The sequence below is a fragment of the Rhizobium sp. P2_G2 genome (assembly GCF_056403555.1).
This window is the reverse complement of record NZ_JBFUFF010000071.1, coordinates 1-12,967: the sequence shown is the minus strand read 5'-3', so window position 1 is coordinate 12,967 and position 12,967 is coordinate 1. Positions and strand designations below refer to the sequence as shown.

Sequence of the window (12,967 nt, the reverse complement as noted above, 5' to 3'; positions counted from 1 at the left end):
CCCCCATTTCCCGAAACCGGTGACCCCTTATGGCGCAGTCCCAAGGCTTAGTGAACCGGCGTGTGATCATGGATTGGCTCGGCATCGCGCCATTCATGCTGTTTGCGCTGTTGTTCCTCATCATTCCGACGCTTTATCTTGTCAGCGGCGCCTTCTTCAACAAAGACGGACAGTTCACTCTCGCGAACTTTCTCTTTGCGCCAAACATCATTGCTTCCTATTGGATTTCGATCAAGATCAGCCTTGCATCCGGTATCGGCGGCCTGCTTATCGGCTTTTTCCTTGCCTGGGCGATCACCATGGGCGACTTGCCCGGATGGGTACGCAGCTTTACTTTGACGTTCTGTGGTGTTGCCTCGAATTTCGCTGGTATCCCGCTGGCCTTCGCCTTCCTGTCGACCCTTGGGCGCACCGGCCTGCTAACCTGGTTCATGACGAATTATCTGGGCTTCAATATCTATGCCCATGGCTTTAGTATCTTGAGCTTCTTCGGCCTGACGCTCACTTACATGTATTTCCAGATCCCGCTGATGGTGTTGATCATCACCCCGGCTTTGGACGGCATCAAAAAGGAATGGCACGAGGCAGCATCAATCCTCGGTGCTGATACCTGGCAATACTGGCGCATGGTCATCCTCCCGGTTCTCTGGCCGAGCCTTATGGGCACCTTCCTGCTGCTATTCGCCAATTCCTTCGGCGCTATCGCCACAGCCTATGCGCTGACCGGGTCGTCCCTGAATATCATACCTATGCAGCTCTACGCTCAGATCCGCGGCGACGTTCTGCACAACCCCAATCTTGGTTATGCTATCGCGCTTGGCATGGTGGTCATCACCGGCATCTCCAACTTCCTCTACATTTGGCTGCGCATCCGCGCTGAACGGTGGCAGAAATGACCGGCAAAAAGATCCTCGCCTGGTTGGCAGTCCTCATCTCGGCAACCTATTTCTTTCTGCCGCTGGTCGCGACCTTCTTGTTTTCGCTCAGCATGCGCCGCGGCGTCTATTCTTTCGACGCATACGCCTCGGTGTTCTCGGATGTGCAGTTCCGGGAAACCTTCAGCTACTCCATCCTGATGGCGGTGTTGACGATCATTATCGGCATGCTGCTGATCGTTCCGACGGCGTACTGGGTGCGGCTGCGCGTGCCGCAGATGCGTCCGGTCGTCGAATTCATCACGCTGCTGCCATTGGTCATCCCGGCAATCGTCATCGTCTTCGGCTATCTCACGCTCTACGGCTCGGCCTCGCCGCTCTATCTGCCGTTCACCGCGTTCGATCGGACAACGGATCTGCTGCTGGTCTTTTCGTTCATGACTCTGTCCCTGCCTTACATGTATCGTTCCGTTGACACCTCCATGCGGGCGATCGACGTGCGTGTGCTGACCGAGGCCGCTGAAAGCCTTGGTGCATCCGGTCTGACCATCATGTTCCGCTGCATCTTCCCGAACGTGATGAGCGGCGTACTCTCCGGCTCATTCATCGCATTCGCAATTGTCATCGGCGAATTCACCATGCCGTCGTTGCTCAACAGGCCGGCTTTCGGCCCCTATCTGCAGCTCATCGGCGCCAACCGCGCCTATGAACCGTCGGCACTGGCAATGATCGCCTTCATCATGACCTGGGCCTCGATGGGCCTCATCAACATCGCATCGCGCTTCCAGAAAATGTCGCGCGCCAAGGCTTGAGGACAATTCCATGGCATTTCTCGAACTGAAAAACGTCCAGAAGACCTACGGCCAGACTCAGGTCGTCAAGGACTTCAACATGGACATCGAGAAGGGTGAGTTCATCTCCTTTCTCGGACCGTCCGGCTGCGGCAAGACCACGACATTGCGCATGGTCGCAGGCTTCGAAACCCCCACTGCCGGCGACATCTCGATTGCCGGCGTGCGCCAGAACGACCTGAAGACCAACCAGCGCAATATCGGCATGGTGTTCCAGGCCTATGCGCTGTTCCCCAACATGAGCGTGACGGACAATGTCGGCTTTGGCCTGCGCGTCAAGGGCATCGACAAGGCGCAAGCGGGCAAGACGATCACCGAAATGCTGACGCTGGTCGGTCTCGCCCATCTCGCCGACCGCTACCCGTTCCAGCTGTCGGGCGGACAACAGCAGCGCGTGGCGCTCGCCCGCGCGCTGGCCATCAAGCCGCAAGTGCTCCTGCTCGACGAACCACTCTCGGCGCTCGACGCCAAGATCCGCGTGTCACTGCGCGAGGAAATCCGCGCCATCCAGCAAAAGATGGGCATCACCACCATCTTCGTCACGCACGACCAGGAAGAAGCGCTGTCGATCTCGGACCGCATCGTCGTCATGTATCAGGGCCGCGCCGACCAAATCGGCACGCCCTTCGAGATTTACAACCGTCCGCAGACTAAATTTGTCGCCACCTTCGTCGGCACCCTATCGATCATTGGCGCCACGGTTGCCGATCCCTCAGCCAACACGGTCACCATCGGCAGCACGACCGTCAAGCTCAACGAGCCACTCGGCAACGTCAAGACAGGCGACAAGCTCAACCTGGCGCTCCGCCCCGAAGCCCTTTCGGTCTCCGGCAGCAGCCACCGCGATTTCGCCCTTTCGGGCAAGGTCGAAGCGGTGAGCTTCCTCGGCTCGGTGATCCGTACTAAGCTCAATGTCGAGGGTCAGTCGATCTCCTTCGACATGTTCAACGACCCACAAGCCAAGCCGCCGGTCGTCGGCGACACGCTCGAAGCCCGTTTCTCGGCCAGCGACCTGCTGATCGTGCGGGATTGATGGACACGGCCGGACGACCAATCGTCCGGCCAATCCCGATCGCGCTATTTCTTTCCGAACAGCAATCTCAGCCCCGATAGTCATGCACCGCGCCCAACCGGTCCTCGATCGCATAGCATCCGTCCCCCTGGTCCCGCACCGGGCTGTCGCTGAGCTGCACCTTGCCATGCCCGCCGGGAATATCGAGGATATAGGCCGGCATGCAGAGGCCAGAGACGAGACGGCGCAGTTCGGCGACGATCGCCCTGCCCTCTTCGATCGGCAGCCGGAAATGGCTGGTTCCCGGCGCGAGGTCGGGATGATGCAGATAATACGGCTTGATCCGGTTCTCGACGAAGCGCCGCATCAGATCGGCGAGCACCGCCGGATCGTCATTGACGCCGCGCAGCAGCACCGACTGGCTGACCATCATGATGCCGCTATCGATCAGCCGCGCGCAGCCGGCCCTTGCCGCATCCGTCAACTCGCGCGGATGGTTGGCGTGCAGGGCGATATAGACGGTCTTGCCGGCAGCCTGCAGAGCCTCGACCAACGCCGCATCGATCCGCTCGGGATCGACAACCGGAACGCGGCTATGAAAGCGGATCACCTTCAAATGCTCGATCGCGCCGAGCCGCTGCATCAGTTCCTTGAGCCGCCGCGCCGACAGCACCAGCGGATCGCCGCCGGTGATGATCACCTCCCATATGTCCGGATGGCCGGCAATATAAGCCAGCGCGGCATCCAGCGCCTCGCCTGACAGCGTGCCGTCACCCTGCGGCCCAACCATTTCGCGGCGGAAGCAGAAGCGGCAGTAGACCGGGCAGACATGCACGGCCTTGAGCAGCACCCGGTCCGGATAGCGATGCACGATGCCCTCGACCGGGCTTTTCGCATGGTCGCCGATCGGATCCGGTCGCTCCTGCGGCAATCGGGTCAATTCGGCCGGATCGGGAATATATTGCCGGGCGATCGGATCGTGGGGATTGGTGGGATCGATCAGTTGCGCCACGCTCCGGGTAACGGAAACGGCATAGCGGGCGGCGACAGCTTCCACCGCCTCGGCTTCGCCAAGGGAGATCAGGCCGGCTTCCATCAGCTGTTTGGGGGTGGTGAGGGCGTTCATTCCATCAAGCCCCCCACCTGACCGGCGCCCACATCACCTGGTCGATCCTTGCCGCACCGCTTGCCAGCATCGCCAGCCGGTCAAACCCTAGCGCTGCACCGCTCGCCTCCGGCATCACAGCCAGTGCCGCGAGAAAATCCTCATCCAGCGGATAAGTCTCGCCATAAATGCGGCRCTTCTCCGCCATCTCCATCTCAAAACGCCGCCGCTGCTCATCGGCATCGGTCAGTTCGCCAAAAGCATTGGCCAGTTCCACGCCACAGACATAGAGCTCGAAACGCTCCGCCACCCGGCTATCGCGCGGTGATTTCCGCGCCAGCGCGGCCTCCGCGGTCGGATATTCGCAAAGGATCGTCGCCCGACCGATGCCGAGATGCGGCTCGACCTTCTCGACCAGAACCCGGGAGAAAAGATCGGACCAGGTATCGTCCGCCGCCGTCCGAATGCCCGCGCCCTGCACCAGAGCCTCCAACGCCTCCCGATCCGTCGATCCATCCGGAAAAATCGTCGCCATCAGGTCGATGCCGGCATGACGGGAAAACGCCTCCGCCAGCGTCAGCCGTTCGGGCGCAAGCGCCGGATCGCATTCCAGCCCGCGATAGCGGAACAGGCTTTGCCCGCCCGCCTCGGCCGCAAGCCTGAGCATTGCCGCGCAATCCTGCATCAGCGCTTCATAAATCTCGCCGGCCCGATACCATTCGAGCATGGTGAATTCCGGCTGGTGCGTCGGTGAGGTCTCGCGGTTGCGGTAGACATGGGCGAAGGTGAAGATGCGCCTTTCACCGGCCGCGAGCAACTTCTTGCAGGCGAATTCCGGCGATGTGTGCAGGTAATAGGGATGTGCCACGCCGTCCGAGCCGATCAGCGCGGTCTCGAAGGCGTGCAGATGCGTCTCGTTGCCGGGCGATATCTGCAGGGCTGCCGTATCGACCTCGATGAAATCGTCACCCAGGAAGAAATTACGCAACGCCGCCTGCACCCGATTGCGGGCCAGTAGAAACGGCCGACGGTCGGCATGCACGTCCGGTTGCCACCAGGGCGATTGCGAGGCGGTGTCACTCATAGCGTTTTTCGTCAATTCGGTCTGGCAATTTAGCCATTTTCGGGTTAGTAGCGCGCCACACATTCAAGAAAAGCGCATCCTGGCCGGCTTGCTGCCGTCCTTTAAAGCGCCTTCCAACACGTGACAAGGACGTCTTATGGCAAAAGTGATCGCTTCCCAGCTTCGCAAGGGCAATGTCGTCGATATCGACGGCAGGCTCTACGCTGTGCTGACCGCGGAGAATTTCCACCCCGGCAAGGGCACGCCGGTGACCCAGATCAACATGCGCCGCATCTCCGACGGCGTAAAGGTGTCGGAACGCTGGAAGACCACCGAACAGGTCGAACGCGCCATCGTCGAGGATATCAACTTCCAGTACCTCTACCAGGATGGCGAAGGCTTTCACTTCATGAACCCGGAAAACTATGACCAGGTTGCCGCCAGCGCCGACATGGTCGGTGACGACAAGGCCTACCTGCAGGAAGGCATGAAGGTCGTGCTCTCCATCCACGAAGGCAATCCGATCGCCCTGGAACTGCCGCGCCACGTCATTCTCGAAGTCGTCGAGACCGAGCCGGTGGTCAAGGGCCAGACGGCCTCTTCCTCCTACAAGCCGGCCATGCTCTCGAACGGCATCCGCTCCGCCGTCCCGCCGCATGTCGACGCCGGCACCCGCATCGTGGTGCTGACCGAAGACGGCTCCTATGTCGAGCGCGCCAAGGACTGATCGAGGTCCGACTGGTTTTATGAAACGGCTCGCCGCAAGCGGGCCGTTTTGTTTTTGAAAGGGCGATCGCCCTTGGCATTGCATCGCTCAACGTTCTTCCGATCTCTCGACAAGACGCTCCGCCAGGCTTATCGACTAGGCGGCTTGGAACCGTTGCGGGCATGCGGGAGGAACGATGATCGCCTTGGACAACAACAGTCTGGTGCGTGGCAGCTACGCGCCCGGTTTCGACAGCGTCGTGCGGGAATTCGAGCGCAATTTCGCCGAGCGCAATGATGTGGGTGCCGCCTTTGCGGCGGTGCACGACGGCAAGACCGTGGTTGACATCTGGGGCGGCTATGCGGTGCCCGGCAAGCTCTGGGAAGAGGAAACGCTGCAAGTCGTCTTCTCCGGCACAAAGGGCCTGATCGCGTCCTGCATGCTGATCCTGATCGAGCGCGGCCTGATCGACATAGACGCGCCGGTGGCAAAATATTGGCCGGAATTCGCCCAGAATGGCAAACAGACCGTGCGGATACGCCATGTCGTTTCACACGGTGCCGGCCTGCCGGGCATCACGGCGCCGCTCACCTATGCGGATCTCGCCGACCATGAGAAGATGGAGAACCTGCTCGCCGCCCAGGAACTGGCACGCGATCCGGACGCCTTCCACTGTTATCATGCACTGACCATCGGCTGGCTCTGCGGCGCCATTATCCGCCGCGTCGATGGCCGTAGCCTCGGAAAATTCTTTGCCGAGGAAGTGGGCCGCCCGCTTGGACTCGACGCCTGGATCGGCTTGCCCGAAAGCGAGGAATATCGTGTCGGCCGTATCGAGCGCGATCCGAAAAGCCCCTGGGACGAGCCGCCGGCCAGCGATCCGGTGCAGAAATCGATCTGGGAAAACCCGCCGCTCTTTCCCGCCGACGGCCTGCCCTGGAACAGTCGCGCCTGGCATGCGGCAGAAATCCCGGGCGGCGGCGGCCTGGCCACGGCACGCGCCATGGCCCGCTACTACGGCTGCCTCGCTCGCGGCGGCGAGATCGATGGCGTGCGCATCCTCAGGGAAAACACCATCCACGCCGGTCGCAACGAACGCTCGCGCTTCTACGATCCCTATATTCTCGAAACCATGGCCTTCGGCACGGTCTTCGCGCTGCAGACCGAGCAGCGGCACCTCGGCCCGCCCAGCGACGCCTTCGGACATGGCGGCGCCGGCGGTTCGATACATGGCGCCTGGCCTTCGTCCCGCACCGGCTTCTCCTATACAATGAACCAGATGCGCATCGACCCCGACGACAGCCGCTCGCGCGACCTGCTCAACGCGCTCCACAGGATCGTGTCCGGCTGAGCCACTGTAACTTTTCATTGCTTTGCCGTGCGGAGTTCGCCGCACGGTGTTAAGGTTCGGTTAAGTATAATTGGCAAGGATTGAACCCGCACCGGCTACCGGTGATTTGAGCGGGCGGGGGATGCCCGCATATCGATTTGAGGGGCACGGCTATGCCGATCATCACTTTTGCCAATACCAAGGGCGGCGCCGGAAAAACGACGGCGGTGCTGTTGCTTTCCACCGAACTTGCCCGCCAGGGCCATCGCGTCACCATTCTCGATGCCGATCCACAGCGCTGGATCAGCCGCTGGCATGAAACGGGAACGCCGCTCGAGAACATCAACGTCGTCTCCTATGTCACGCAGGCGACCATCCAGTCGGTGCTCGATGCCAATCGCAGCAAGACAGACTATTTCGTCATCGACCTGCCGGGCGCTTCCACCCCGCTGCTCGCCACCGCCGTTGGCATGTCCGACCATGTGCTGATCCCGATCCAGGGCTGCGCCATGGATGCCAAGGGCGGCGCCCAGGTGCTGGAACTGCTGCAATATCTGGAGAGCAAGGCCAATATCCTGATCCCGCATTCCGTCGTGCTGACGCGGGTCAACTCCATGGTGACGACCAGGGCGCTCTCGGCGGTCAAGCAATTGCTGGCCGAACGCAAGGTGCGGCTGCTCGACACGCCGATCATCGAGCGCGCCGCCTATCGCGATCTCTTCGATTATGGCTGCAGCCTCTATGAAATGGAGGCCGAGCGCTTCAGCAATCTCGACAAGGCCAAGGAAAATGCCCAGGCCTTCGCCAACGAAGTGCTGGGCTATGTCCCGAACCGCAATGTCCGGCCGAAGGAAACGGCGCTGCCGCGCGCGGCGCGTACGGCGGCCTGAGCAGGCTGACAAGCGCAGTCTCCCGAAACTGGCCACCGGTTTCGAGATAAGGACATGCGCAAACCAAAGAACTCCAGAGCGCTACGCGCTTTGGGCTTCAGAACAGCGCATCCTCGAACAGGTCCTCGTCGCTCTCGATCTTGGCAGCGACGGGCGCTTCTTCGACCGCGTCCATCGGAAGATAGGCCAGGTGGATGTCGCGCTCCGACACCATGGTGTAGATCTTGAAAATGCGGTTGCTGAGCCCGGATACGGCAGCCGCAACGTCCGAGATGTCACCCTGGACGAGGTCGGCAAGCCCGTCCGCAGTCCGCACGCAATCGTCCAGCACCTCGCCGAGTTCGCTTTCGAAATCGAGCGTGCCGATGGCGGCGCTGACCTTGGTGAACACCTCCTGCCCTTCCCGCTCGAATTCGCCGATGCCGGCGTCCATGCGCTCGGACACCTGGTGAATGGCCGTCAGCGCCTGGTTGAGCGGCTGGCTGATATCCATGCCACCCTCGCCCTTGTCCTGCGACAAGGCGCCGGCCGCGCCTTCGAAACGCTGCAATTCCGCCAGCACCTTGTTGGCGGGCTCTTCAAGCTTTTCGGCGAAGAAGCGCAGTTCGCCACTGACGACATTGACCGCACGGCCTTCGTCGCCGAGCCTGGAGCAACGCAGGTTGGAGTTCAGCGCCATATAGTGGATGTCGGTCTTGATCGCCCGGATCATCTCGATGCCGGCGAGCAGGCTTTGCGCCGTGGCGGTGGTGGAGCGGGCGACGCCGTCAGCCTGCGTGCTTGTCTCGCTCACGCTGCCGACCAGCGTGCTGGCGGCCTGGACATTCTGCTCGAGCCCGCTCAGGAAATTGCTGTTGCCGTTATCGCTCTTCCGATGCATCTGCTCGCGCAGCGCCATAATGTCGCGTGCATCGTCGACGAAGCGCGACATGGTTTCGAGAATCTTGCGGCTATCGCGCTGGAAATCGGCGACCGTCTCTGCCATCTGGGCCGCAGCCAGCTGGCTGATCGCGCCGTCGACACGGGCGAGCGCATCCTCGCCCAGTTCCGCGGCCTCGGCGGACGCCCTGAACTCATCGAAGAAGACGAAGCTCGAACGGATATGCTCGATCCGCTGGCGGGTGATGTCGCCGACCTGCAATGCCGAGAGCACCGTGGCGATCTTGCCCTGGATGCCGCGTGCCAAGGCCTTCACCTCGTTGGCAATGCTGGCGAGATTGCGATGATGCTCGGCCACCTTGCCCGCATTGTGCTCGAGATCGTGGACGATCTGGGGAACCACATTGCCGTAGTTCTTCGAGATATTGCCGGAAAACACCTTGGCGCCGGAGAGCTGCTGATGCATGGCGGCAAGCTGGGCAGCGAATTTGTTGACCTCGTCGGAACCGGACTGGATGCGTTCCCGGATCTCGTCGGCGAAGCCGGCGAACTCCGCCAGCCCCGCGCCGGTGATTTTCACGGTAACCGCAAAGGTCCTGAGATAGCGCATGGTGTCGCGCATGTCGGCGATACTGTCCTGCATCGCCTTGCAGATGCCGGCGAGCGCCTCGAAACCCTTGAGACGGGAGAGCTCGAAGGTAGGCAGCCGCGCCAGTTCGCGCGCCGTCGTCTGGATGCGCTCGATCGTCTCGGTCGACGTCTGGCCGTCCAGAGCGCCCGTCAAGGTATCGAGCGAACCGATGAGCCGCTTGAGAATATCCATGATGGCGACCAGCACGGCGCCGCCTTCAAGGAATTTCTTTTCCAGTTTGCTGTGAGCGGCGGCCAATTTATTATCGAGCATTGCCCGGTCGGCCATCGTATTCGCCCGCTGCGTCGCGTCCCGTTTCAGCACAGTTATATCCCCATGCAGGTTCCCATTCTTGCCTGACCGTAACGGCGAGCCACGAAGGACCGGTAAATTCGTGCCCCGGTTGCCCCCTTCATTTGCGGAATTGGTTAGCAATTCACCTTAAAATCGTTGAGAAATTTAGCCACACGCAACACAACATCGGTAAGCCGATGAAAACATTGTATTTTTATTAATGCTTCAACAAGCAAATTATATTTAAGGATATATGAATACTTTGCTCCTAAAAATAGCATGTGACAAAAATCACCCAATTTCTCAGTGCGCGAATTAACCGTTTGTTATCCCAATCACTGGAGTTTTGATGAGGGCTGAAGGGGTTCTGATCCAAATTATTAGCGAGGGATATCATGGCATATCTGGTCCCGCCAAAAGTAAATATTCGTAATGTGAAAGACGTTCACAGCGAACTGTTGACGAATTTCAAAAATAGCGCCGCCGTCGAGATCGACCTCAGCGCCTGCGAAGATGCGGATCTTTCGCTCATCCAGTTGATCGAAGCCGCGCGAAAATCCGGCGCAGCACAATCCAAGGACGTCAGTCTGACGAAACCTGCCACTGATATGGTTTGCGCAATACTCGAGCGAGCAGGATTTCTTCAATCCTTCACGGGCGACGATGCGCGTTTTTGGCTCCACCGAGAGGTTCTGTAAATGTCTGCAAATATTCTGACTGTCGATGATTCCGCCAGCATCCGGCTGACAACGAATGTCGCGCTCTCCAGCGCCGGCTATATGGTCACGGAAGCCGTCAATGGCGCCGAAGGTATTGCCAAGGCGACGTCGGGCAATTTCGACCTGATCGTCACCGACCTGAACATGCCGGTCATGGATGGCCTGACCATGATCCGCGAGCTGCGCAAGATCCCGAGCCAGATGGGCATTCCGATCATCTTCCTGACGACCGAGTCCGATGGTTCGATCAAGCAGCAGGCCAAGGAAGCCGGCGCCACCGGCTGGCTGACCAAGCCCTTCGACCCGGAAAACCTGGTGAAGATCGTCAAAAAGGTGCTCGGCAAATGAGCCATCCTGATCCTATCGACGTCTTCCGCACGGAAGCGGCCGAGCTGCTGGAGGCGATCGAAGCCGGCCTGCTCGACCTGATCGACAACCTCACCGACAAGGAACAGATCGACGCCGTCTTCCGCAGCCTGCACACCCTCAAGGGGTCGGGCGCGATGTTCGGCTTCGAGGCGCTCGCCGGCTTTACGCATCATTGCGAAACCGCCTTCGACCGCGTCCGCAAGGGTGAAGTCCCCGCCACCGTGTCGCTGATCTCGGCGGTCCTTGAAGCCAAGGACCATATGCGCACGCTGGTGGAAACGCCGAACGGCGACCACGAAGCCGTCAGCATCGTCCTGCTCGACAAATTGCAGCGCGCCGTCGAGGCAGCCGCATCCGGCGAGGAGCTCGCCGTGACGCCTGAGGTCGAAGCCGGCCCGAAGCAAACCAGCTTCAAGGTGCGGTTCTCCCTGCCGGCCAATGCCATGGCCAACGGCACCAACCCGCTGCCGCTGCTCGACGAACTGCGCGAACTCGGCGAATGCGCGATCACGGCCGAGCGCAACTCCATCCCGGTGCTCGATACCCTCAACCCAGCCGACCTCTACATCGGTTGGACTGTCGAGCTGAAAACATCGAAGTCGCGTTCGGCGATCGAGGATGTCTTCATCTTCGTCATGGATGACATGGAGCTCGACATCACCGAGGTGGCTGAACCTGCCAAGGCCGCTCCGGCTGCCGCGCCGGCACCGGTCCATGCCACGCAGCCGACGGCCTCGGCGCTGGTTGCCGCACCTCAGGCGAAAGCTCCGGAAGCCAAGGTTACCGCACCGGCCGCAGCCAACGACGCCAAGGCCAATGATACAAAGGTCGCCGACGCCAAAGCGGGTAAGGGTGCTGAGAACGTTCGCGTTCCCGCCGAACGCCTCGATGAACTGATGGACCGGGTCGGCGAACTCGTCATCGCCCAGTCGCGCCTCTCGCAGCTCGCCGGCGCAAGCGGCGATATCGCGCTGCGCGCCGTCTCCGAGGACATCGAACGGCTTTCGGGCGAGTTGCGCGACACGATGATGGTGCTGCGCATGGTGCCGGTCACCCAGCTGTTCGGCCGCTTCCGCCGCCTCATCCATGATCTGGCCCATGAAACCAGGAAGCAGATCGAGCTGACCACCGAGGGCGAAACCACCGAAGTCGACAAGAGCGTCATCGAACGGCTGGCCGACCCGCTCGTTCATCTGGTGCGCAATTCCTGCGACCACGGCCTCGAAACGCCGGAAGAACGCGTCGCTGCGGGCAAGCCGCCCATGGGCCGCGTGTCGCTCTCGGCCCGCCAGACCGGCGGCGAGGTGACGATCATGATCCGCGACGATGGCCGCGGCATCAATCGCGAGCGCGTTCGCGCCAAGGCGGAAAGCTCCGGCATCATCGCGCCCAATGCGGTGCTCTCCGATCAGGAACTGCTGCAGCTGATCTTCCAGCCGGGCTTCTCGACGGCACAGAGCGTCACCAACCTCTCCGGCCGCGGTGTCGGCATGGACGTGGTCAAACGCACCATCGATGCGTTGCGCGGCTCGATCAATGTCACTTCCATCCCCGGCAAGGGTTCGGACATCGCGCTCAACATCCCCTTGACGCTCGCCATCATCGACGGCCTGCTCGTGCGTGTCGGGTCGGGCCGCTATGTCATTCCGCTCTCCGCGGTCGAGGAATGCCTGGAACTGTCGCTCGAAGAAGACATGCGCTCGCGCGGCCGCAGCTTCATCTCGCTGCGCGACAGCCTGGTGCCGTTCATCCGSCTGCGCGACCTCTTCCGCACCGGCACCAAGCCGGACCCRTACCAGAAGGTCGTGGTCATCTCCACGGGCTCGGAGCGCGTCGGCCTGGTCGTCGACCAGATCATCGGCGACCACCAGACGGTGATCAAGTCGATGTCGAAACTGCACCATGATATCGCGACCTTCTCCGGTGCCACCATCCTCGGCGATGGCAGTGTCGCGCTCATTCTCGATGTCGCCCATCTGGTGGCAGCGGGTCAGCAACAGGAGGCGCAATTGCGCGCGGCCGGATGAGTGAAGCAGCTCTCAAGATCGACAACAATCTCTGGAGCAATTCCGAGGAAATCGAAGTCCTGACCTTCGACATTGCCGGCGAGACCTTCGCCATCGAGGCGGTGACCGTGCGGGAAATCCTCGATCTGCTGCCGGAAACACCGGTGCCGGGCGCGCGGCCTTTCGTCGGCAGCGTGCTCAATTTCCGCGGCCGGGTGATCCCGCTCGCCGATATCC

The 12,967-nt window shown here is 61.1% G+C and carries 13 protein-coding genes; 10 read left to right on the top strand and 3 right to left on the bottom strand.

Annotated features, from left to right (window positions below; genetic code table 11):
* The first annotated feature begins 29 nt into the window (after positions 1 to 29).
* From AC1D06_RS31075 to AC1D06_RS31065, 3 genes are read left to right on the top strand one after another with little or no spacing between them, the layout of a single operon-like run.
* The gene (locus AC1D06_RS31075; RefSeq protein WP_477877925.1) at positions 30 to 896 is read left to right on the top strand and encodes an ABC transporter permease; all 867 of its coding nucleotides are present in this window, start codon (positions 30 to 32) and stop codon (positions 894 to 896) included.
* Complete coding sequence (locus AC1D06_RS31070) at positions 893 to 1,687, top strand: ABC transporter permease (RefSeq protein WP_477989783.1); 795 nt, start codon at positions 893 to 895, stop codon at positions 1,685 to 1,687. Before AC1D06_RS31075 ends, AC1D06_RS31070 begins: the two co-directional genes overlap by 4 nt.
* A gap of 10 nt (positions 1,688 to 1,697) precedes the next feature.
* Complete coding sequence (locus AC1D06_RS31065) at positions 1,698 to 2,759, top strand: ABC transporter ATP-binding protein (protein ID WP_477989782.1); 1,062 nt, start codon at positions 1,698 to 1,700, stop codon at positions 2,757 to 2,759.
* A gap of 67 nt (positions 2,760 to 2,826) precedes the next feature.
* Here the strand turns inward: AC1D06_RS31065 and AC1D06_RS31060 are convergent, their stop codons facing one another.
* Positions 2,827 to 3,864: a lysine-2,3-aminomutase-like protein gene (locus AC1D06_RS31060; protein WP_477989781.1), complete on the bottom strand. Its 1,038-nt coding sequence runs from the start codon at positions 3,862 to 3,864 to the stop codon at positions 2,827 to 2,829.
* Positions 3,865 to 3,868: 4 nt separating this feature from the next.
* On the bottom strand, positions 3,869 to 4,927 hold the full coding sequence (gene epmA / locus AC1D06_RS31055; RefSeq protein WP_477989780.1) for an EF-P lysine aminoacylase EpmA: 1,059 nt from the start codon (positions 4,925 to 4,927) through the stop codon (positions 3,869 to 3,871).
* A gap of 136 nt (positions 4,928 to 5,063) precedes the next feature.
* Between epmA and efp the strand changes: the two genes are divergently transcribed.
* From efp to AC1D06_RS31040, 3 genes are all read left to right on the top strand, one after another.
* The gene (gene efp, locus AC1D06_RS31050) at positions 5,064 to 5,633 is read left to right on the top strand and encodes an elongation factor P (protein WP_477877930.1); all 570 of its coding nucleotides are present in this window, start codon (positions 5,064 to 5,066) and stop codon (positions 5,631 to 5,633) included.
* A 175-nt stretch (positions 5,634 to 5,808) separates the two neighbouring features.
* Positions 5,809 to 6,963 (top strand): serine hydrolase domain-containing protein, encoded by a 1,155-nt coding sequence (locus tag AC1D06_RS31045; protein WP_477989779.1) that lies wholly within the window; start codon positions 5,809 to 5,811, stop codon positions 6,961 to 6,963.
* Positions 6,964 to 7,115: 152 nt separating this feature from the next.
* A complete protein-coding gene (locus tag AC1D06_RS31040) occupies positions 7,116 to 7,832 on the top strand; it encodes an AAA family ATPase (RefSeq protein WP_477989778.1) in 717 nt (238 codons plus the stop codon).
* A gap of 97 nt (positions 7,833 to 7,929) precedes the next feature.
* Here AC1D06_RS31040 and AC1D06_RS31035 read toward each other — a convergent pair whose 3' ends face one another.
* A complete protein-coding gene (locus AC1D06_RS31035; protein ID WP_477989777.1) occupies positions 7,930 to 9,666 on the bottom strand; it encodes a chemotaxis protein in 1,737 nt (578 codons plus the stop codon).
* Positions 9,667 to 10,031: 365 nt separating this feature from the next.
* On the opposite strand from AC1D06_RS31035, the gene AC1D06_RS31030 reads away from it, so the two are divergent.
* The 4 genes from AC1D06_RS31030 to AC1D06_RS31015 form a co-directional block, all read left to right on the top strand.
* Entirely contained in the window at positions 10,032 to 10,334 is a 303-nt protein-coding gene (locus tag AC1D06_RS31030) for an STAS domain-containing protein (protein WP_477877934.1), read from the top strand.
* A complete protein-coding gene (locus AC1D06_RS31025; RefSeq protein ID WP_477877935.1) occupies positions 10,335 to 10,703 on the top strand; it encodes a response regulator in 369 nt (122 codons plus the stop codon).
* The gene (locus AC1D06_RS31020; protein ID WP_477989776.1) at positions 10,700 to 12,751 is read left to right on the top strand and encodes a chemotaxis protein CheA; all 2,052 of its coding nucleotides are present in this window, start codon (positions 10,700 to 10,702) and stop codon (positions 12,749 to 12,751) included. Before AC1D06_RS31025 ends, AC1D06_RS31020 begins: the two co-directional genes overlap by 4 nt.
* Positions 12,748 to 12,967: chemotaxis protein CheW (locus AC1D06_RS31015; protein ID WP_477989775.1), on the top strand; the 220-nt coding region annotated here is incomplete at its 3' end. The genes AC1D06_RS31020 and AC1D06_RS31015, both read left to right, overlap by 4 nt.